This is a genomic window from Brevundimonas diminuta, assembly GCF_050310045.1.
In the GTDB taxonomy this organism is placed as follows: domain Bacteria; phylum Pseudomonadota; class Alphaproteobacteria; order Caulobacterales; family Caulobacteraceae; genus Brevundimonas; species Brevundimonas diminuta_F.
The window spans coordinates 422,075-440,985 of sequence record NZ_CP190005.1; the positions used below are offsets into that span (position 1 = coordinate 422,075).

Below are 18,911 nucleotides of genomic sequence, written 5' to 3' on the forward strand. Positions count from 1 at the left end.
CGATGACCCGCATTCCTTTCCGTCTGGCCTGCATGGCGTTGGCCGGGGCTGGAGCCATGGCCCTGACGGGCTGCGGCCATACCGTTGAGCAGAAGGCCGCCACCGGCGCCGTGGCCGGGGCCGTGGTCGGCGGGCCGGTGGGCGCAGCCGTCGGCGGCGCGGCCGGCGCGGCGGTCGGCCACGCGCAGAAACCGGACTGATCCAGACTCGCGGCGTCCCGGTCCAGCCTGTCCTGTATGGGCTGATCCGGGACGAAACGACGCTGAACGGCGTCAAAACCCATGAAATCAGGCTGTGGAGCTTGATTTCGGCGCGAAATTCGGCTTTGCCCTCCCGCCGGGCCGAGCGTGTTGGAACGCGTCCTGCGCTCCGGTTTGCGGCCGTCGCTCTGGCGATCGGCCCTTTTCGTTATTTTCATTCCCTATCAAGGACACCCGCCTCTCAGCATGCGCGACCTCAAGAACACCGGCTTCAACGACCGCCTGTCCGCCCAGAAAGACGCCAAACAAGCCCTGCTGGCCCGGTTCAAGCCGAAGCCGACGGTTCAGGATCCCGAGTTCGAGAAACTCGCCGAAAAGCGCGCCGCCGAGAAGGAGGCGATCCGCCAGCAGCACGAACTGGCCAAGGCCGAGATCCGCCGCGAGAAGGCCGAGAAGGACGCCGCCCGTCTGGCTGCCGAAATGGCCGCTCAGGAAGAGGTCGACGCCGCCAAGCGCGCCGCCCGCAAGGAGCGCAAGCAACTGACCAAGGAAGAGCAGAAGGCGGCCCGCGACGCCCGCTACGCCGCGCGCAAGGCGCGCCAGCGTTAAGCACTGGCCTGCTCCTGTCAGGGAGCCTCAGTCAGGTTCAGACGAAGGGCTGCACGGAGATGGCTGTGCGGCCTTTTTGTTTGCATCGCCGCCGTATCGCAACACTAGGGCGGCTACAGCGTTACTGAGGCGAACAGTCATGCGACGGGTCGCCGCCTGCCCCTTGGAACGAGCGTCCGGCGACCTAAGTGCAAGGCTGACCACAACAGCACTGCAAACAGGAGCCGTCATGAACGCCATCGACACCGGCCTCAAATCCAAGGAACGCGAAGCGGTTGCACGCGAACTGTCCAAGGTTCTGGCCGACAGCTATGCCCTTTATCTGAAGACGCACGGCTACCACTGGAACGTGCGCGGGCCGGAGTTCTTCAGCCTGCATAATCTGCTGGAAGAGCAGTATCGCGAGGTCTGGGCCGCGCTGGACGACATCGCCGAACGCATCCGCGCCCTGGGCGAACTGGCGCCGCAGAGCGCCTCGGCCTTCGCCAATCTGACCTCGATCAAGGATGGCGATCCCGAGAAGGATTCGTCTGAAATGCTCAAGGAACTGATCAAGGACAACGGCGTCGTGCTGGCGACCGCGCGCGCCGCGCTGGACGCTGCTGACGAGGCGGGCGACGAGGCCACGGTCGATCTGATGACCGAACGCCTGACGGCGCACGAAAAGGCCGCCTGGATGCTGCGCTCCAGTCTGGGCGAGCGATAGGCGCTGCCGGTTCCGCCTCACGGAACGGTAATCTTCGCGTCTGAAAAGCGCCGGATTGAGCGGTCATCAAGATCAGTGATTTCCGGCGCCGCCGCGCGCCGCTATACGGACGCGGAATGAACGCCAGCCGCCTGACACTGCTGAAGACGACGGGACGCCGGGCCATGGGCGCAGCGCCCGCCGCCATGGCCCTGACTCTGGCGGCGATGGGGGTGGCGATGTCCGCCAGCTCCAGCCCGCGCCCCGATGTCGACCGCACGGCCGAGGCCCTGGCCCGCGCGACGGGCGGCGATCTGGGCGCACAGGGCATGGCGGCGGTGATGGCGCGGCTGGACGCGGGCCAGTTGGCGATTGCGCGACGCCATGATCCGGCGCTGGGCCTGCCTGAACTTTACGGTCTGACGCCGGGCTGGGAGAGCCTGACCCTGGGCGGCAAACCCAGTCTGGATCAGGGCGCGGTCGGTCTGGCGGCGCAACAGTTGAATGCGGCCATGCCCGATGCGCCGGGCGTCCTGCGGCCTGCGCAACCCTTCCTGTTCCGCCCGGCGGACGACGCCTCGCGCCAGCGCGCCCTGCGTTGCCTGACGCAGGCCGTCTATTATGAGGCGGCGCTGGAGCCGACAGAGGGGCAGGAGGGCGTGGCCCAGGTCGTGCTGAACCGGGTGCGCGATCCCAACTATCCGGCCAGCGTCTGCGGCGTCGTCTATCAGGGCGCCGAGCGGACCACGGGCTGCCAGTTCAGCTTCACCTGCGACGGCTCGCTGGGACGGGCGCCGGTGCGCTGGGCCTGGGACCGGGCGGAGCGCGTCGCGGCGCGCGCCCTGAACGGCCATGTGGCGACGCGCGTGGGCACGGCTACCCATTATCACGCCGATTACGTCCACCCGTGGTGGGCGCCGACCCTGACCAAGATCACCCAGGTCGGGGCGCATATCTTCTATCGCTGGAAGGGCGCGGCCGGAGAAACGGCGGCCTTCGCCCAGACATATGCGGGTCGCGAGCCGGGCATAGACGAGGCGCGCTTCGCCCGCGCCCGCATCATGGAGCCCACAGACCTTCCGGCGCTGGAAACCGACAGCGTTGAAGCGGCCCTTGCCGGTGCGACGCCGAACACGCTGCGCACGGTCGAGATTGACGGCCAGACCCGCGTCGTCGGCATCGCCAGCCTGGGCGGCCGCCGTCAGGCGGGCAAGGACGAGATCGCTGCCATCAACGCCCGCCTGAAAGCCTTCGAAACCGGCGCCGCCCCCAATGTCACCGTGACGGCCCGGCCGCTTTCAGGCGTTACCCCGATGGCCGTCGAAGAGGTCGGCAAGCCATAAAGGGCGGTGCTGCTTTGGCGTGTTGCTGAGAAGACGAACTGTCCAGCGTATGGTCAAGCGCGACGGCGCACTCTAAAAGATCTGATTCGCTCAAAATATTGTTTAGCAGACTTGCCTGAGGTGCAGACTGCTGGTTCTTCGTGAGAAAGTTTGTATGTTTTTGCTCAATGGAAAAGTTCCACTGCAATGGTGGAACAATGCTCCGAATTTCGGTGACTTGTTGTCGCCATGGCTTGTGCGAAACATATCGGGGCACGAGGTTGTTGAGGTCGGCGGATCACAGCCGAACTATGTCGCCATCGGCTCTGTGATAGGTATGGCGAAGCCCCTTTCGGTTGTGTGGGGAACGGGGTCGTTCGGTTTTGATCCGGATGAGCCGATTTGCGATAGCGCGACCTATCTTGCGGTGCGCGGCCCTTTGACACGGAGCAAGCTGGACAATGCGGGCATTCGGTGTCCGAGAATTTATGGCGATCCGGCGCTACTGACTCCTGAGTTCTACCGGCCGGAAGTCAAGCAGACGCATGAGGTCGGGGTCGTCCTCCGCTGGTCCGAGGATAAGTGGAACAAGGCGCTTGATGGCGAGGGTATCAAGAAAATATACCTGAAGACTGGCGCTATAGAAGAAACTCTTGATGAGATTCTTTCGTGTAAGAAGATCATTACTTCTTCTCTGCATGGACTGATTATTGCTGACGCCTATGGCATTCCCAGCGCCTGGCTCGCCTCGGGCACGCCTAATGGTCGAGAGTTCAAGTACTGGGATTATTTTGCCAGTGTCGACAAGAACAGGCCGCCACAGGTTTATGATATGGCCCGGCCGGGCCTGACGGCAAAGACGCTGATGCGTGACTTCAAGTTCGATGATCGTCAGTTGAAGTATGATCTGGATGCGCTGAAGGGGGCATGTCCGTTCGGCTGGGGGCCTGTGACCATTTAAGCGGTATCCTGTTTGACGATGTCCTGATCTGTTTCGTGCAGGTCAGGACGTTTCATTTAGCAATGATCCGATGCTCTGAAGCATAGTGTGACGCCAGTTCCGAAAGGGCCAAGGGGGAGGCGCTCTGAGGCGCCTCCCGGGCTTTACCAGGCGCCGATTTTCTCGGCTTCCTGGTGGCTGATGGGGCGGTGGGCGGCCTTGTGGTCTTCTTCGGCGAGAAAGCGGGCGGCTTCCAGGGCGGCCATGCAGCCCATGCCCGCCGCCGTGACGGCCTGGCGGTAGACGTCGTCGGTGACGTCGCCGGCGGCCCAGACGCCTTCGATGGCGGTGGCGGCCGTGCCGGGTTTGACGACCAGATAGCCGCCGGACTTGATCTCGAGCTGACCGGCGAACAGTTCGGACGAGGGGGCGTGGCCGATGGCGATGAAGACGCCGTCGGCGGGGATTTCACTGATGTCGCCGGACTTGACGTTCTTCAGGCGCACGCCCGTGACGTTGCGGGCCACGCCGTCGACGACGCCGACGATCTCCTTGACCGCCGAGTCCCAGATCACGCGGACCTTGGGATGGGCGAACAGGCGGTCCTGAAGGATCTTCTCGGCGCGGAACTCGTCGCGGCGGTGAACCACGGTGACGGTCTCGGCGAAGTTGGTCAGGAACAGGGCTTCCTCGACGGCGGTGTTGCCGCCGCCGACCACGATGACCTGCTTGCCGCGATAGAAGAAGCCGTCGCAGGTGGCGCAGGCCGAGACGCCGAAGCCCTGATAGGCGGCCTCGGAGTCCAGTCCCAGCCATTTGGCCTGGGCGCCGGTCGAGATGATGACGGTTTCGGCCAGCAGCTCAGTCCCTGAGTCCAGCGTCAGGCGGAAGGGGCGCTGGGACAGGTCGGCCTTGGTGACGATGTCGTGGATGACCTCTGTGCCGACATGCTCGGCCTGGGCCTGCATCTGCTGCATCAGCCAGGGGCCCTGAATGGTCTCGGCGAAGCCGGGATAGTTCTCGACGTCCGTGGTGATGGTCAGCTGGCCGCCGGGTTGCAGGCCGGCGATGATCACCGGGTTCAGCGAGGCGCGGGCGGCGTAGATGGCGGCGGTCCAGCCGGCGGGGCCGGAACCGATGATGGCGACGCGGACGGTGCGAGCTTGGGCGTTGGCTTGGGTCATGGGCCTATTTAGGCGCTGATTCCGCAAAGCGCGATGTTAGGATCGCGTCATTACCGCAAGCGGAGAGAATAATGAACGGAAACAAGGTGGCGTGGATGCCGGTCGGCATGGGCGCTGGACTGGCGATCGGCGCCGGGATCGGCGCGGCCACCGATAATCTGGCGATGTGGCTGGCGCTGGGCGTGGCCATCGGCTCGGGTCTGGGCGTGGGCCTGATGGGCCTGAGCGGCGCCAGGCGTGACGGCAAGGATGATGACGGCGAGGCGCCGAAGGTTTGAGCGGTCCTCAGCGCTTCGATATCGCTGTCAGAACGGCGCGGGCGGCGCGTTCCGTCTCGTTCAGCGGCTCATAGGTCCAAGGCGTCAGGGCGCCGTCGAAGGGGCGGGCGGCGCCGCGGGCCTGAAGGTCGGCGTGCAGGCGGGCGAACTTGCCCGGCGCCTTTTTCGCGACCATCGGCAGGATGTGGACGGGCTTGCCGGTCGAGGCGGCTTCGGCGGCCATGTTGGCGCTGTCCTCGGTGACGAGGATGTGGTCGGCGCCGTCCAGCATGGCGAACAGGGGGTTGTCGCCCGCACCGTCCCAGATCCAGCCGGGCAGGGCCGACAGGCGTTCGGTCATCACCGCCCTGGCCGCCTGCGGTGTGCGGCGCGAGAAGGTCAGCAGCAGGGCGCCGTTCGCGGCGGCGACGGCCTCGGCGATCCGCTCGGCCAGATCCGCCGCGTGGGCGGGCGGCAGGTCGAAGGCGGCGGAGGCTCCACCCACCATCACCGCCACGCGCGGATGGGGCAGGGTGGCGATGCGCGCTGCGAAGGCGGGCGCGGCCTCGGCCAGTTTCTGGCGGGTGATGCGATGGGGGCTGCCGGTGATCGACAGGACGTTGGGGCCGCTGAGGTCGTCATGGGCGGGGGCGACGATCAGGTCGTAGCGGCCGTTGCGCCAGCGCGGGTCCTGGGTCTGGACCACGAAGGTCCTGCCGCCGCTCCAGTCACGCACGCGCGCCGACAGGGGCAGGCTGGCGCGGCCGGTGGCGATCCACAGGTCGGGCCATTCGGCGACCGTGCGAGGATCGAACGACCCCGGCGCCAGCATGGCGGGGGTCTTCAGGCCTGAGGGCCAGCGGTCGAAGGCGGGGCGCCAGCGGACCGTCTTTATGGCGATGTCGGCGGGGGTCAGGCGGGCGACGGCCTCGGCCAGACCCAAAGCCTGATTCTGGATGCCGGTGCGGCCGTCGGACACGACCCAGATGGAAAGAGGGCGCGCGGCTGTGCCGCGCGCCCTGCCTTCAGCCTCGATGTCGGAAGCGGTTACTTCCACTCGACCTTGAGGATCTCATAGGCCTTCACGCCGCCGGGCGTGTTGACCTCGACCACGTCGCCGACCTCCTTCGAGATCAGGGCGCGGGCGATCGGCGAGGCGATGGAGATCTTGCCCTGCTTCACGTCGGCTTCGTGTTCGCCGACTATCTGATAGACGCCTTCTTCCTCGGTGTCCTCGTCGACGAAGGTGACGGTGGCCCCGAACTTGACCTGATCGCCGGACAGTTTGGACACGTCGATCACCTGGGCGCGGGACAGCTTGTCCTCGATCTCGGCGATCGAGCCTTCGATCCAGCCCTGTCGCTCCTTGGCGGCGTGGTATTCGGCGTTTTCAGACAGATCGCCATGTTCGCGGGCTTCCGCGATGGCGGCGATCACGCTGGGTCGTTCCACCGATTTCAATTGCTTGAGTTGATCGTCGAGGGAGCGATATCCCTCGGCCGTCATCGGCACTTTTTCCATTGTGTCGTGAGTTTCTTGCTACGCCCGAAGACAGGTGAGAGACGTTCCGGTACCGCTGCGGCCACGGGGGCGTTGCGTGACCGGCCAAGGAAGGTAGGGCGCCCGCCGCCCAAACTCAAGACAGCGAAACAATGTCACGTGGCGCAGCCCAAGCGCGCAGTCGGCCGGATGGCTGTCGTTCAGGGAATCGGCGGTGGAGCGGAGGAGGGCTGGCTCCTGCGCAGACGATCCCGTCCGAAGGCCCGCCGCAGGGCGCTGAAGGCGATAAAGCCCAGGCAGGCCAGCGCCATCAGCATGAACAGCCCTGATATCACCGCAGCCCCTGCTGCGATGAAGGCGATGACGAAACACACGGCCGCAAACAGGGCCGCAATCACTTGGACAACGGACAGGCGCATGAAAACGTTAACGCCTCAGCCTCCGCCGGGTTTCCTGATGGAAGCGGCGGCGTGGGCCTCGGCGAATTCAGCGGGCCGGTCTGCGTGAACGACGGCGCGAGGAGGGGGCGGCCTTGACCGCAGGCGCGTCTTCACCGGCGCCGGGGCGGTTCTTCCACAGCTGCCACGCAAGGGCGGCCAGGGCGATCTTGCCCGCGTGGCGGCCGATGACGGTGCGGCCCTTGCGGGACAACAGGAAGCTGCCGACAAGGGCAGGCAGGCTGGGCAGAAACATGGGCGGCGTCTCCGTAGGAAGGGGATGTCCTCTCCTGAACGGGCAGGACGCCGCCCGGTTCAACGGCGGTTATCGTTTCGGCATCAGGGCCTCCGCGGCCAGCACAGAACCTTCAACGCCCAGGGTCACGGCAGGCTCGGGCGTGATGCGGAACAGGCCCGAGTGGTGGCCCGGCGCGTCCTTGACCTGATCGGCCGGAGTGCCGCCGACGCGGAAGTAGACGCCCTTCACGCCAAGCTCAGGCGTGACGAACTCGGCGAAGTCCTCGGCGCCCATGCCGGTGCGCGGGCTGTCGATCAGCACGCCCTCGCCCAGGCCGGCGGTCAGGGCCTCGCGGACGCGGGCGGCCGTCTCGGCGTCGTTGATGGTGGGCGGGGTGTTCTCCAGCGGCGAGCGCACCACGGTCGGCAGCTTGTCCTCGGGCACGCCCAGGGCGCGGGCGGTGTTGGCCGAGATGCGGTCGATGCCGTCCAGCAGCTTGGCGCGCGCCTCGGGGCTGTCGGCCCGGACGGTCAACTGCATGTCCACGCGGTCCGAGATGATGTTGTGCTTGATGCCGCCCTTGATGGCGCCGACCGTGACCACGGCGCCTTCCAGCGGGCTGATCTCGCGGCTGCGCAGGGACTGCAGCGCCACCACGATGTGCGAGGCGACGAAGATAGGGTCGACCCCCATGTGCGGCGAGGCGCCGTGGGTGGCGACGCCGTGGACGGCGATGTCCACGCTGTCCGCGCTGGACGAGGTGATGCCCAGCGGCACGCCGATGCGGCCCGTCGGCGTGTCGGACGAGACGTGGAAGGCCAGGGCGTAATCCGGCTTGGGGAAGCGCGAATAGAGGCCGTCCTGCACCATGGCGCGGGCGCCGAAGATACGCTCCTCAGCCGGCTGGGCGACGAGGACCAGCGTGCCGGACCAGTTGGCCTTGCGCGCCTGCATCTGACGCGCCGTGCCGATCAGGGCGGTGATGTGCACATCGTGGCCGCAGGCGTGCATGACGGGCTTTTCAACGCCGTCGCTGTCGACCTGACGGGCGGTGGAGGCGTTGGCCAGACCCGACTGCTCCTCGACCGGCAGGCCGTCCATGTCGGCGCGGATCATGACCGTCGGCCCGGCGCCGTTGCGCAGGACGGCGACCACGCCGGTGCCGCCGACGCCGGTGGTGACGTCATAGCCCAGGGCGCGCAGCTCCTGCGCCATGCGGGCCGAGGTCTGGACTTCGAGACCCGACAGTTCGGGATTGCGGTGGAAATGGTCGAACAAGGCGCCGAGGTTGGCGTCGTAGTCCGCCTTGACCGCAGCCTTCAGCGCAGCGGCGTCGTTGGCGTTCTGGGCGATGGCGGGCGCGGAACCGGCGGCCAGAACCGCGGCCAGAATGGCGGTGAGCGTGGTCTTCTTCATGGTGATGTCCCCTCCTGTGTCAGGCGCGACCTTAGCCGCTGGCTGGGAGGGGGCAACCGGGGAAGGGCCCATTGCTCTGCGCATGCGCTCTATGCCGTCATCCTCGGGTCAAGCCCGAGGGTGACGGCGGAAGGCAGAGGGCGGCAGACGGAGGGGCGGCAGGGCGAAGCGTGTGAAGCGACCCCTCCACCGCTTCGCGGTCCCCCTCCCCATGAAATGGGGAGGAAAAGAAAAAAGCCCCCGACGAGCGATCGTCGGGGGCTTTTCTTCAGGTCGGAGCCTGATCTCAGTTGTAGGACTGGATCGGGCGGACATCCAGTTCGCCGTGGCGGACGGCGGCGATGCCTTGCGCGGCGGCGAGCGAGCCGGACGCCGTGGTGTAGTAGGGGATCTTCATCATCAGCGCCGTGCGGCGGATCGAGAAGCTGTCGGCCAGGGCCTGCTTGCCGTCCGTGGTGTTGAAGACCAACTGGACCTCGCCGTTCTTCATGGCGTCGACGATGTTCGGACGGCCTTCCAGCACCTTCTTGACCAGACCGACCTCAAGGCCCTGTTCGGTCAGATAGGCGTGGGTGCCGCCGGTGGCGATGACGGCGAAGCCCTGCGCCAGCAGGGTCTTCACCGCCTCGACGATGAAGGGCTTGTCGGCGTCGCGCACCGAGACGAAGGCCGTGCCTTCGGTCGGCAGGATGGTGCCGCCGCCGGTCTGGGACTTGGCGAAGGCGCGGGCGAAGGCGGGGGCCAGATCGGCCTCGCCCTCACGTTTCCAGTCAAGGCCCATGACCTCGCCGGTCGAGCGCATTTCCGGGCCCAGGATGGTGTCGACCCCGGCGAAGCGGGCGAACGGGAAGACGGCTTCCTTGACCGCGATGTGGTCCAGTTCCTTGTCGACCAGACCGAAGGACGACAGCGGAACCCCGGCCATGACCTTGGCGGCGATGGCGGCGACGGGCTGGCCGATGGTCTTGGCGACGAAGGGCGCCGTGCGGCTGGCGCGCGGGTTCACTTCCAGCACGAAGATGCGCGGGTTTTCGCTGTGCGGCTCTTCGATGGCGAACTGCACGTTCATCAGGCCGCGCACCTTCAGGGCCTTGGCCATGGCGGTGGTCTGGCGCTTCAACTCGGCCACCGTTTCCGGGCGCAAGGAGAAGGGCGGCATGGAGCAGGCGCTGTCGCCCGAGTGGACGCCGGCTTCCTCGATGTGCTCCAGCACGCCGGCGACGAAGACGGTCTCGTCGTCGCACAGGGCGTCGACGTCCACCTCGGTGGCGCGGTTCAGATAGTGGTCGATCAGGACGGGATCGTCGCCCGAAACGCGCATGGCCTCGCCGACGTAGCGGTCCAGACCTTCGCGGTCGTGGACGATCATCATGCCGCGGCCGCCCAGCACATAGGAGGGGCGCAGGACGACCGGATAGCCGACCTCCTCGGCCTTGATCGCGGCTTCCTCGGCCGAGCGGGCCAGGGCGTTGGGCGGCTGTTGCAGGCCGATGGCCTGAAGCATCTGCTGGAAGCGTTCGCGGTCCTCGGCCAGATCGATGCTGTCGACGCTGGTGCCCAGGATCGGCACGCCGTCTTCCTGAAGCGCATGGGCCAGCTTCAGAGGAGTCTGGCCGCCGAACTGGACGACGACGCCCAGCAGCTCGCCCTTGGAGCGTTCGACGTCGATCAGCTCCAGCACGTCCTCGGCCGTCAGCGGCTCGAAATACAGGCGGTCGGAGGTGTCGTAGTCGGTCGAGACCGTCTCGGGGTTGCAGTTGACCATGATGCTCTCGACGTCGATGTCGTCGAAGGCGAAGGCCGCGTGGCAGCAGCAGTAGTCGAACTCGATGCCCTGACCGATGCGGTTCGGACCGCCGCCCAGGATGACGGCCTTCCTGCGGTCCGACACCTCGGCCTCGCAGGCCGGGACCTGGCCGAGCGCGCCGGTCTCATAGGTCGAATACATATAGGCGGTGGCCGAGGCGAACTCGGCGGCGCAGGTGTCGATGCGCTTGAACACCGGGCGCACGTCAAGCGCGCGGCGGGCCTTGCGGACCTCGCCCTCGGTCTTGCCGGTCAGGGCGCCCAGACGGGCGTCCGAGAAGCCCTTGGCCTTCAGCTTGCGGAAGTCGGTGGCGTCCGTGGGCAGGCCCTGAACGCGGACGTGGCCTTCGGTGCGGATCAGGTCGGCGATCTGGCGCAGGAACCACGGCTCATAGGCGCAGGCGGCCTGCACTTCCTCGACCGTCAGGCCGTGGCGGAAGGCCTGGGCGATGACGCGGATGCGGTCCGGTGTCGGCAGGCCCAGCGCGCGGATGACGGCGGCCTTGATCGCGGCGTCGTCTTCGGCCCCGGCCACGCCGTCGATCTCGATGTCGTCGAAGCCGTTCAGGCCCGTTTCCAGCCCGCGCAGGGCCTTCTGCATGGATTCCTGGAAGGTGCGGCCGATGGCCATGACCTCGCCGACCGACTTCATCGCCGTGGTCAGCGACGGCTCGGAGCCCGGATATTTCTCGAAGGCGAAGCGCGGGATCTTGGTGACGACATAGTCGATGGCCGGTTCGAAGCTGGCCGGGGTCACCATGGTGATGTCGTTCTTCAGCTCGTCCAGCGTATAGCCGACGGCCAGCTTGGCGGCGATCTTGGCGATCGGGAAGCCGGTGGCCTTGGACGCCAGCGCCGAGGAGCGCGACACGCGCGGGTTCATCTCGATGACGACCAGACGGCCGTCCTTGGGGTTGACCGCGAACTGGACGTTCGAGCCGCCCGTCTCGACGCCGATCTCGCGCAGCACGGCGATCGAGGCCGCGCGCATCATCTGATATTCCTTGTCCGTCAGGGTCATGGCCGGGGCGACGGTGATGCTGTCGCCGGTGTGGACGCCCATCGGGTCGATGTTCTCGATCGAGCAGATGATGATGCAGTTGTCCGCATGATCGCGGACGACCTCCATCTCATATTCCTTCCAGCCCAGCACCGACTCTTCGATCAGCACTTCAGTGGTCGGCGACAGGTCCAGACCGCGCTCCACGATCTCGTGGAATTCCTCGACGTTGTAGGCGATGCCGCCGCCGGTGCCCGCGAGCGTGAACGACGGGCGGATGATGGCGGGCAGGCCGACGAAGGCCAGGGCGTCGTCGGCTTCTTCAATGTGGTGGATGGCGCGCGAGCGGGGCGATTCCAGACCCAGTTTGTCCATCGCGTCGCGGAACTTCTGACGGTCCTCGGCCTTGTCGATGACCTCGGCCTTGGCGCCGATCATCTCGACGCCGTGACGGGCCAGGGCGCCCGAAGCGTTCAGGGCCAGCGCCGTGTTCAACGCCGTCTGGCCGCCCATGGTGGGCAGCAGGGCGTCCGGCTTCTCCTTGGCGATGATCTTCTCGACCATCTCGGGCGTGATCGGCTCGATATAGGTGGCGTCGGCCACCTCCGGGTCGGTCATGATGGTGGCGGGGTTCGAGTTGACCAGGATGACCCGGTAGCCCTCGGCCTTCAGCGCCTTGCAGGCCTGAACGCCGGAATAGTCGAACTCACACGCCTGGCCGATGACGATCGGACCGGCGCCGATGATCAGGATGGACTTGATGTCTGTGCGCTTGGGCATCGGCGTTCGTCTCAGTTCGTCACGACCGCGCACTCCCAGCCGTCGTAGTCGAGCTGGAAGGCCGCGGCCCAGGTTTGCATCATGGCCGACACAGGCGAAAACGACGCCTCGTCGACCGGCATGGTGGTCTCCAGGACGGTCATGTCGCCCTGGCCCCGCGTCAGGAAGCCCGCACGGCGGGCCACCTCGCACAGGTCGCCGTGCGCCTCTTCCTCGCCGTAGAAGTAGAACAGCGTATGGCGCGGGGTGATCCCGCTGTCGCCCTGCTCTGCGAGCGCGGCGCGCACCATGGCGTCCTTTTCTTCGTGGCTGGTCAGGGCGGCGGTCTCCACGCGCGCAGACGGACGGGCGCGAGCGCGCTCGCGGCCGATCCGTTCGGGTTGTCGGTTAAGCGGCCCGTTTAGAGAGGGAGGGGCCGGTGAGCAAGGGCCAGAATGGGGCGGGCGCGATTTCTTGGGGAGCCCGCCCCGCCGTCACTTATTGATCGTCGATCGCGGCGATCCAGTCGGGCAGTTCGCCGATGCGGCTGAGGCTGACGTAGCGGGGCTCGCCTTCGGGGGCGTCGGCCAGTTCGTGCGCCCAGGTGATGTGATAGGGAATGTGCGCCGCCCAGGCACCGGCCTCGATGGCGGGCAGGACGTCGGACTTCATGGAATTGCCGGCCATCACCGCCTCGGCCGCGCCCGAGCCGTGGCGGGCGAAGACGCGGTCATAGGTCGAGCGGTCCTTTTCCGACACGATCTCGACGGCGGCGAACAGTTCGCCCAGCCCCGAGGCCGCCAGCTTGCGCTCCTGGTCCATCAGGTCGCCCTTGGTGACGAGAACCAGCCGGTAGTTCTCGGCCAGTTCGGCCAGCGTTTCGTCGACGCCGGGCAGGGTCTCGACCGGGTGGGTCAGCATCTCGCGCCCGGCGGCCAGGATCTCGCGCACGATGTGGGGCGGGGCCGAGCCGTCGCACAGCTCCATCGCCGTCTCCAGCATCGACAGGGTGAAGCCCTTCACCCCATAGCCGTAGAGGCGCAGGTTGCGGCGCTCGACCTGCGCCAGACGATCCATCATCACCGGTTCTTCGGCATGGTCGGCCAGAAGTTCGGAGAAGCGCTTCTGGCTGAGGCGGAAGATGGTCTCATTGTGCCAGAGGGTGTCGTCGGCATCGAGGCCGACCGTGGTGACGGGCATGGGCGAACTCCAGAACTTCCGGCGGGCCTTAGCATGGTTCATCCGCCCGCTCATCCCGGCGCAGCCGCACGATGAATCTTGAGGGCGACGGCTGCGACATTTCGGTCTATGCGGCGGGCATGAGCCAAGTCGACATCCTGCCTGAACCCTCGCACCGCATCGGTTGGGGCCTGGCCGCCCTGGTGGTGGCCGGGAACATGATCGGATCGGGCGTCTATCTGCTGCCCGCCACCCTGGCGCCGACCGGCAGCAGCAGCATCATCGGCTGGATCGTCTGCGGCGTCGGCGCCGTGACCCTGGCGCTGGTGTTTGGCGGTCTGGGGCGGATGCAGCCGGAGGCCGACGGTCTGTCGGACTTCGCCCGGCGCGGTCTGGGGCGGTTTCTGGGCTATCAGACGGGGCTGGCCTATTGGGCCGCCTGCCTGACCGGCAACGTCGCCGTGGCGGTGGCGGGGACCGGCTATCTGGCCTTCTTCTTCCCGGCGCTGAAGGAGCCGATGTGGGGGGCGCTCAGCAATCTGGCGCTGATCTGGCTGACGACGGCGGCCTATGCGGCGGGGTCGAAGACGGCGGCGCGGTTCGGGGCGATCACCCTGGTGCTGGGGCTGATCCCGATCGGCCTGGCCATCATCGCCGGCGTCATCGCCTTCAGCGGCGAGACCTTCGCCGCCTCGTGGAGCCCGGCGGGCGAGCCGCTGACGAAGACGGTTCCGGCGTCGCTGGCCGTCATCTTCTGGGCCTTCCTTGGTGTTGAGAGCGCCGCCGCCCTTTCCAGTCAGGTCAAGAACCCGGCGACCGACGTGGGCCGCGCCTCGCTGGGCGGAGTGCTGCTGGCCTTCGTCGTCTATGTGGCGGCCAGCGTGGCGGTGTTCGGGGTCATCCCGGCCGATGTCCTGGCCCATTCGACCAGCCCCTACGCCGATCTGGTGGCGCGGGTAATGGGGGCTTCGGTAGCGGGCCTCGTGGCGGCCTGCGCCGTCATCAAGGCGACCGGCACTATCGCGGGCTGGACCATGATGGGCGGCGAGACGGCGCGCGCTTCGGCCGAGGCCGGGTGGCTGCCGCGCTGGTTCGGCGGGGCGCAGAAGGGCAGGACGCCCCTGTCCAATCCCCTGATCAACGGCGTCATCATGAGCGCCATGGTGATCGCCAGCGTCCAGCCGACGCTGGGCCAGCAGTTCGGCGTGCTGATCGGCGTGACCTCGGTGCTGACGCTGTGCCTGTACGCCCTGTGTTCGGTGACGCTGTGGAAGCTGACGCGCAAGCTGGGCTGGCGGATGCTGGCGTGCGGCGGGGCGATGTTCTCGGCCTTCGCCGTGGCGGCGGCGGCGGGGGGCTATATCTGGCCCAGCGTCGGTTTCTTCGCCGTCACCAGCCTGGCCTGGCTGTGGGTTCGCAGGCGACAGCCCCGTGTTCAGAGCGTCTAGCGAACGGCATAGTCCCAAGGCCGTGTTGACATGGCCCCTGCATCTCTTTAGCGACCCCGCCGTTTGTCCGCCCGTATTCACTGTTAGGAGCCCTGCGCCATGACGACTCACATTCTGTCCGGCGCCACCGGCGTCCTCGTGCTCGCAGATGGAACGGTCATGTCGGGGATCGGCGTCGGGGCGACCGGCTCGGCCGTCGGCGAGGTGGTCTTCAACACCGCCATGTCGGGCTATCAGGAAATCCTGACCGACCCTTCGTACATGAGCCAGATCCTGGCCTTCACCTTCCCGCACATCGGCAACGTCGGCGTGAACCTGGAAGACGTCGAACAGATCGGCGAGGCGCCTGAGCGCGCCGCCCGCGGCGTCATCCTGCGCGATGGGCCGACCGAACCGGCCAACTGGCGCGCCACCGGCGATCTGGACGGCTGGATGAAGTCGCGCGGCGTCATCGGTCTGGCGGGGGTGGATACCCGCGCCCTGACCCAGCTGATCCGTGAGAAAGGCGCCCCGCACGCCGTCATCGCCCACGACCCTGAGGGCCGGTTCGACCTGGAGGCCCTGACGGCCCAGGCGCGCGACTGGAAGGGTCTGGTCGGTCTGGACCTGGCCAAGGACGCCTCGACCACCCAGGCCTTTGAGTGGACCGAGGGCGCCTGGGACTGGCCCAACGGCTATGTTCAGGCAGAAAGCGGCGACCGTTCGGTCGTGGTCGTCGACTATGGCGTCAAGCGCAACATCCTGCGCGCCCTGGCCTCGACCGGGGTGAAGATCACGGTGGTGCCCGCCTCGACCACGGCGGAAGAGATTCTGGCGCGCAATCCGGACGGCGTCGTCCTGTCGAACGGTCCGGGCGATCCGGCCGCGACCGGCCAATACGCCGTGCCTGAGATCAAAAAGCTGCTGGACAGCGGCAAGCCCCTGATGGGCATCTGCCTGGGTCACCAGATGCTGGCCATCGCCCTGGGCGCCAGGACGCTGAAGATGGAACAGGGGCACCACGGCGCCAACCACCCGGTCAAGGACCTGACCACGGACAAGGTCGAGATCGTCTCGATGAACCACGAGTTCGCCGTCGACCGAGACAGCCTGCCCGAAGGCGTGGTTGAAACACATGTGTCGCTGTTCGACGGCACCAACTGCGGCATCGCGCTGAAGGACAAGCCCGTGTTCAGCGTGCAGCATCACCCGGAAGCCTCGTCGGGTCCGACCGACAGCCTCTATCTGTTCCAGCGTTTCGTGGATTCCATGAGGGCGTAAATGGCTTCACCGGCGGCGAAATCGGCCTATCTGGGTTGGGTCGCCGCCGCGATCGCGGGCGAGAGGGAGGCCCCTCCGACCCTTGCGGCGGCGGTCGAGCAGGACCTGATTCTGGGATACGCCACCGGCTATGAGGCGGCGGACGTGGCGATCTTCGTCCGGTCGCTGCGGGCGGTTTACGCCGGGCCGGTCGTGCTGGTGACGGATCAGCAGCCGGAACTTCTGGCCTTCCTGGCCGAGCATGGGGTGGACAGCGTCCCCCCGGCGATCGCCTGCGCCGGTGCCTGGCGACCGCATCCGGTGATGCAGCGCTTCGCCGCCTTCGATGTGCTGATGAGCCAGCGCCCCTGGGCGCGCCATGTGCTGATGACAGATGTGCGCGATGTGGTGTTTCAGGCGCAGCCTTTCGATCCGCCGCCGCAGGGGCCTGAGTATTTCATCGAATACGATGGCGGGTTGAAGGGCCACGCCTTCAATATGAAATATCTGCGCGGCGTCGGCGGCGAGGACGTGGCCCGCGCCCTGGCGGACAAGCCGTGCGTCTGTGTCGGCACCGTCATGGGGCCGCGCGAGTGCATGATCCGCTTCTGCCGCACCCTGCTGATGCTGGCGGCTATTCCGCGTTCAGAGATCGGCGGCGCGTTCGGCGCCGATCAGGCCGCGTGCAACATCGCCCTGCATCTGGGACTGGTCGAGGGCGAGGCCAAGGCCAACTACGGCCGGATCGCCACCATCGGCATGACGCCCGGCGACAGCCTGTCTTTGAAGGACGGAAAGGTCGTCAATCCAGACGGCGGGATCAGCGCCATCGTGCATCAGTACGATCGCCATCCGGCCCTGATGGCCGCCATGCACGACCGCTGGGCGCCCGACCTTGAGACGCGCGAGCGTTGTCGCGGCAAGAGCCTGTCCGAGCGCGGGCGCAAGTTGAAGGACTCGCTGGCGCGGCGTCTGCCCGAGTTGCGCTGAGGCGGCGTCAGGGAAGCGGGACGGCCTGCGTGCGGCGCAGCTCTGCGGCCTTGCCGATGGCGGCGAAGGCGGCGTGCAGCCAGTAGTCGGCGTCTTCGCTGCGGTTCTCCTGACGCCGCAACAGGCCGCGTCGGCGACGCAGGGCGGCGTTGTTCAGCAGGCGGGCGTGCAGCGCGCGCGGCTGTGACAGGGGAATAGCGGGAGAGCCGGGGACGGCGACGGCGTCGAGGCCTTTGGGCTCCACCGCCGGGCGGGCGATGGCGATGAACATGACAAAACCAATCCGGGCGACGCCCGTCTGCGACCGGCGCCGCACGCAGTCCGCGGCGACGCCGTCAGGAACACAACCCCTGCTTCAGAGGCCTTGAATCAATCCACAAGTCTTGTGGACAGTTCCGCTGTTACGCGAAAATATTGTTCTCAATCAGATGGTTATCGTCGCATTGTCGCCAATATGGTTAATGGCGGATTAACTTTTGGGCGCGTCGGAGGACGTGGGTTCGGCCGGGCGGCGGCGGTTGGAGCGGCCCTGAGACGGCTCGACGCGCTGGTCGAAGGCGCGTCCGGCCCTGGCTTCGTTCTCGCCGGTCTGGAACAGTTCGGTCATGTGGGCCTGGGTGAAGTCCAGGGTATTGGCCTCGGCGTCGTCGGGGATGGCGGCGACCGACAGGCTCATGTTGTGGCGGTGCGCGAACTGGGTGATGGCGGTCAGGTCGGCGCGCTGCAGGGCCTTCATCATGGTGTCGAAACTGCGCGTGGCGATGCTGACGGCCGAGATGCGGGCGACCTCGAAGCGGGGATCCCACTTGCCGTTGACGACGATCCAGACGCGGGCGTTGCCCAGCGGGCGGTTTTCCGGCGTGTCGAGCAGCAGGGCCTGTGGCACGACCAGGAAGCTGGATACCGTGCCGCCATCGACGTGCAATTCCTGAATGCGGCGGCCCTGATGCTCGACGTCCAGCAGGACGGGCGGGAAGGCGCCGGGGATGCTGGCCGAGGCGATCAGCACATTGACGAACAGCAGGCGCGAGGCGTCGTCGTTGCGCTGGGCGATGGCGCCCATGTCCCAGACGACCTGGGTCTGGGTGTCCAGACTGGTGGTCGAGACATAGAGGCGGCGACCCTTGCGGTGCTCTTCGGCGATGGCCGCCAGCAGTTCGGGCGAGATGTTGTTCAGCACCAGATTGGTCAACGGCTCGGGCTTGAACACGCCGGGCAGCATCAGGGCGTAGAGGCCGCGCGTCTTCAGCAGTTCATCGGTCTGGCCGCCGGTATAGGCGTGCTCCAGCGCCGGATCGAAGCGCTGGCCCGCAAAGACGAAGGGCGCGATCAGGGCGCCGGTCGACACGCCGGTGACGACCTCGAAGTCGGGCCGGGTTCCGGCCTGGCTCCAGCCGACCATGACGCCCGCCCCATAGGCGCCGTTCGCGCCGCCGCCGGACAGGGCCAGGATATCGAAATGACCGTCGCGGGCGGCGTTCTGGGCGTTGATCGTCTCGCGCACGAAACGGGTGCGCTCGTTTTCGGTGCGGAAGTCATAGCGCCACGGCGGGCTGGCGGCGGCCAGATCGGCGGCGTCAAAAGCCGGGCGCGGAATGGTCTGGCAGGCGCCCAGCGTCAGGAAGACAGCGGGCAGCAGCATCAGGATCAGCAGGCGAAGATGGCGCATGGTCTCAACGGCTCCGGCTAGGCTGATCCGACT

Annotated in this window: 20 protein-coding genes; 9 read left to right on the plus strand and 11 right to left on the minus strand. The window is 67.0% G+C overall.

Annotated features, from left to right (window positions below):
• Window positions 1-2 precede the first annotated feature (2 nt).
• The 5 genes from ACORJG_RS02055 (at window position 3) to ACORJG_RS02075 (ending at window position 3,777) form a co-directional block, all read left to right on the plus strand.
• Entirely contained in the window at window positions 3-200 is a 198-nt protein-coding gene (locus ACORJG_RS02055; protein ID WP_427791190.1) for a hypothetical protein, read from the plus strand.
• A gap of 246 nt (window positions 201-446) precedes the next feature.
• The gene (locus ACORJG_RS02060; RefSeq protein WP_138140825.1) at window positions 447-809 is read left to right on the plus strand and encodes a DUF6481 family protein; all 363 of its coding nucleotides are present in this window, start codon (window positions 447-449) and stop codon (window positions 807-809) included.
• A gap of 229 nt (window positions 810-1,038) precedes the next feature.
• Complete coding sequence (locus ACORJG_RS02065) at window positions 1,039-1,515, plus strand: Dps family protein (RefSeq protein WP_427791191.1); 477 nt, start codon at window positions 1,039-1,041, stop codon at window positions 1,513-1,515.
• A gap of 116 nt (window positions 1,516-1,631) precedes the next feature.
• Window positions 1,632-2,837, plus strand: a complete 1,206-nt coding sequence (locus ACORJG_RS02070) for a cell wall hydrolase (protein ID WP_427791192.1) — start codon at window positions 1,632-1,634, stop codon at window positions 2,835-2,837.
• 154 nt (window positions 2,838-2,991) lie between these two features.
• Window positions 2,992-3,777 (plus strand): polysaccharide pyruvyl transferase family protein, encoded by a 786-nt coding sequence (locus tag ACORJG_RS02075; RefSeq protein ID WP_427791194.1) that lies wholly within the window; start codon window positions 2,992-2,994, stop codon window positions 3,775-3,777.
• 143 nt (window positions 3,778-3,920) lie between these two features.
• Here the strand turns inward: ACORJG_RS02075 and trxB are convergent, their stop codons facing one another.
• Window positions 3,921-4,940 carry a thioredoxin-disulfide reductase gene (gene trxB, locus ACORJG_RS02080; RefSeq protein WP_427791196.1) on the minus strand — a complete coding sequence of 340 codons (1,020 nt, stop codon included), beginning with the start codon at window positions 4,938-4,940 and terminating at the stop codon, window positions 3,921-3,923.
• 71 nt (window positions 4,941-5,011) lie between these two features.
• Between trxB and ACORJG_RS02085 the strand changes: the two genes are divergently transcribed.
• Window positions 5,012-5,218, plus strand: coding sequence for a hypothetical protein (locus ACORJG_RS02085; RefSeq protein WP_427791198.1), 207 nt, complete (start codon window positions 5,012-5,014; stop codon window positions 5,216-5,218).
• A 7-nt stretch (window positions 5,219-5,225) separates the two neighbouring features.
• On the opposite strand, the gene ACORJG_RS02090 is transcribed toward ACORJG_RS02085, so the two are convergent.
• The 8 genes from ACORJG_RS02090 to ACORJG_RS02125 form a co-directional block, all read right to left on the minus strand.
• The gene (locus ACORJG_RS02090) at window positions 5,226-6,254 is read right to left on the minus strand and encodes a mitochondrial fission ELM1 family protein (protein ID WP_427791200.1); all 1,029 of its coding nucleotides are present in this window, start codon (window positions 6,252-6,254) and stop codon (window positions 5,226-5,228) included.
• Window positions 6,245-6,718 carry a transcription elongation factor GreA gene (gene greA / locus ACORJG_RS02095; protein WP_313416173.1) on the minus strand — a complete coding sequence of 158 codons (474 nt, stop codon included), beginning with the start codon at window positions 6,716-6,718 and terminating at the stop codon, window positions 6,245-6,247. The genes ACORJG_RS02090 and greA overlap by 10 nt, the downstream gene beginning before the upstream one ends.
• Window positions 6,719-6,897: 179 nt before the next feature.
• Window positions 6,898-7,116 (minus strand): hypothetical protein, encoded by a 219-nt coding sequence (locus tag ACORJG_RS02100; protein ID WP_427791202.1) that lies wholly within the window; start codon window positions 7,114-7,116, stop codon window positions 6,898-6,900.
• A 67-nt stretch (window positions 7,117-7,183) separates the two neighbouring features.
• The gene (locus tag ACORJG_RS02105; RefSeq protein ID WP_427791204.1) at window positions 7,184-7,390 is read right to left on the minus strand and encodes a cysteine protease; all 207 of its coding nucleotides are present in this window, start codon (window positions 7,388-7,390) and stop codon (window positions 7,184-7,186) included.
• 69 nt (window positions 7,391-7,459) lie between these two features.
• Complete coding sequence (locus tag ACORJG_RS02110; RefSeq protein WP_427791207.1) at window positions 7,460-8,788, minus strand: amidohydrolase; 1,329 nt, start codon at window positions 8,786-8,788, stop codon at window positions 7,460-7,462.
• A gap of 286 nt (window positions 8,789-9,074) precedes the next feature.
• A complete protein-coding gene (gene carB / locus ACORJG_RS02115; RefSeq protein ID WP_427791209.1) occupies window positions 9,075-12,374 on the minus strand; it encodes a carbamoyl-phosphate synthase large subunit in 3,300 nt (1,099 codons plus the stop codon).
• 11 nt (window positions 12,375-12,385) lie between these two features.
• Window positions 12,386-12,706, minus strand: coding sequence for a ribonuclease E inhibitor RraB (locus ACORJG_RS02120; RefSeq protein ID WP_003166071.1), 321 nt, complete (start codon window positions 12,704-12,706; stop codon window positions 12,386-12,388).
• A gap of 145 nt (window positions 12,707-12,851) precedes the next feature.
• Window positions 12,852-13,553 carry an HAD family hydrolase gene (locus ACORJG_RS02125; protein WP_427792938.1) on the minus strand — a complete coding sequence of 234 codons (702 nt, stop codon included), beginning with the start codon at window positions 13,551-13,553 and terminating at the stop codon, window positions 12,852-12,854.
• A gap of 119 nt (window positions 13,554-13,672) precedes the next feature.
• On the opposite strand from ACORJG_RS02125, the gene ACORJG_RS02130 reads away from it, so the two are divergent.
• From ACORJG_RS02130 to ACORJG_RS02140, 3 genes are all read left to right on the plus strand, one after another.
• Window positions 13,673-14,980, plus strand: coding sequence for an amino acid permease (locus ACORJG_RS02130; protein ID WP_427791211.1), 1,308 nt, complete (start codon window positions 13,673-13,675; stop codon window positions 14,978-14,980).
• 99 nt (window positions 14,981-15,079) lie between these two features.
• On the plus strand, window positions 15,080-16,240 hold the full coding sequence (gene carA / locus ACORJG_RS02135; protein WP_427791213.1) for a glutamine-hydrolyzing carbamoyl-phosphate synthase small subunit: 1,161 nt from the start codon (window positions 15,080-15,082) through the stop codon (window positions 16,238-16,240).
• Window positions 16,241-17,209 carry a hypothetical protein gene (locus ACORJG_RS02140; protein WP_427791215.1) on the plus strand — a complete coding sequence of 323 codons (969 nt, stop codon included), beginning with the start codon at window positions 16,241-16,243 and terminating at the stop codon, window positions 17,207-17,209. It begins immediately after the preceding gene.
• 7 nt (window positions 17,210-17,216) lie between these two features.
• Here ACORJG_RS02140 and ACORJG_RS02145 read toward each other — a convergent pair whose 3' ends face one another.
• Together ACORJG_RS02145 and ACORJG_RS02150 are read right to left on the minus strand one after the other, a co-directional pair.
• Complete coding sequence (locus ACORJG_RS02145; protein WP_427791217.1) at window positions 17,217-17,480, minus strand: hypothetical protein; 264 nt, start codon at window positions 17,478-17,480, stop codon at window positions 17,217-17,219.
• Window positions 17,481-17,678: 198 nt separating this feature from the next.
• Window positions 17,679-18,878 (minus strand): patatin-like phospholipase family protein, encoded by a 1,200-nt coding sequence (locus tag ACORJG_RS02150; protein ID WP_427791219.1) that lies wholly within the window; start codon window positions 18,876-18,878, stop codon window positions 17,679-17,681.
• Between the last annotated feature and the right edge of the window lie 33 nt (window positions 18,879-18,911).

Excerpts from the sequence above, each read along its gene's own strand:
- ACORJG_RS02110 (WP_427791207.1), bottom strand. The coding sequence starts at position 8,788 with ATGAAGAAGACCACGCTCACCGCCATTCTGGCCGCGGTTCTGGCCGCC.
- ACORJG_RS02150 (WP_427791219.1), bottom strand. The coding sequence starts at position 18,878 with ATGCGCCATCTTCGCCTGCTGATCCTGATGCTGCTGCCCGCTGTCTTC.
- ACORJG_RS02085 (WP_427791198.1), top strand. The coding sequence starts at position 5,012 with ATGAACGGAAACAAGGTGGCGTGGATGCCGGTCGGCATGGGCGCTGGA.
- carB (WP_427791209.1), bottom strand. The coding sequence starts at position 12,374 with ATGCCCAAGCGCACAGACATCAAGTCCATCCTGATCATCGGCGCCGGT.
- carA (WP_427791213.1), top strand. The coding sequence starts at position 15,080 with ATGACGACTCACATTCTGTCCGGCGCCACCGGCGTCCTCGTGCTCGCA.
- ACORJG_RS02105 (WP_427791204.1), bottom strand. The coding sequence starts at position 7,390 with ATGTTTCTGCCCAGCCTGCCTGCCCTTGTCGGCAGCTTCCTGTTGTCC.
- ACORJG_RS02060 (WP_138140825.1), top strand. The coding sequence starts at position 447 with ATGCGCGACCTCAAGAACACCGGCTTCAACGACCGCCTGTCCGCCCAG.
- ACORJG_RS02075 (WP_427791194.1), top strand. The coding sequence starts at position 2,992 with ATGTTTTTGCTCAATGGAAAAGTTCCACTGCAATGGTGGAACAATGCT.
- ACORJG_RS02070 (WP_427791192.1), top strand. The coding sequence starts at position 1,632 with ATGAACGCCAGCCGCCTGACACTGCTGAAGACGACGGGACGCCGGGCC.
- ACORJG_RS02065 (WP_427791191.1), top strand. The coding sequence starts at position 1,039 with ATGAACGCCATCGACACCGGCCTCAAATCCAAGGAACGCGAAGCGGTT.
- trxB (WP_427791196.1), bottom strand. The coding sequence starts at position 4,940 with ATGACCCAAGCCAACGCCCAAGCTCGCACCGTCCGCGTCGCCATCATC.
- ACORJG_RS02055 (WP_427791190.1), top strand. The coding sequence starts at position 3 with ATGACCCGCATTCCTTTCCGTCTGGCCTGCATGGCGTTGGCCGGGGCT.
- ACORJG_RS02140 (WP_427791215.1), top strand. The coding sequence starts at position 16,241 with ATGGCTTCACCGGCGGCGAAATCGGCCTATCTGGGTTGGGTCGCCGCC.
- ACORJG_RS02130 (WP_427791211.1), top strand. The coding sequence starts at position 13,673 with ATGAGCCAAGTCGACATCCTGCCTGAACCCTCGCACCGCATCGGTTGG.
- ACORJG_RS02100 (WP_427791202.1), bottom strand. The coding sequence starts at position 7,116 with ATGCGCCTGTCCGTTGTCCAAGTGATTGCGGCCCTGTTTGCGGCCGTG.
- ACORJG_RS02145 (WP_427791217.1), bottom strand. The coding sequence starts at position 17,480 with ATGTTCATCGCCATCGCCCGCCCGGCGGTGGAGCCCAAAGGCCTCGAC.
- greA (WP_313416173.1), bottom strand. The coding sequence starts at position 6,718 with ATGGAAAAAGTGCCGATGACGGCCGAGGGATATCGCTCCCTCGACGAT.
- ACORJG_RS02125 (WP_427792938.1), bottom strand. The coding sequence starts at position 13,553 with ATGCCCGTCACCACGGTCGGCCTCGATGCCGACGACACCCTCTGGCAC.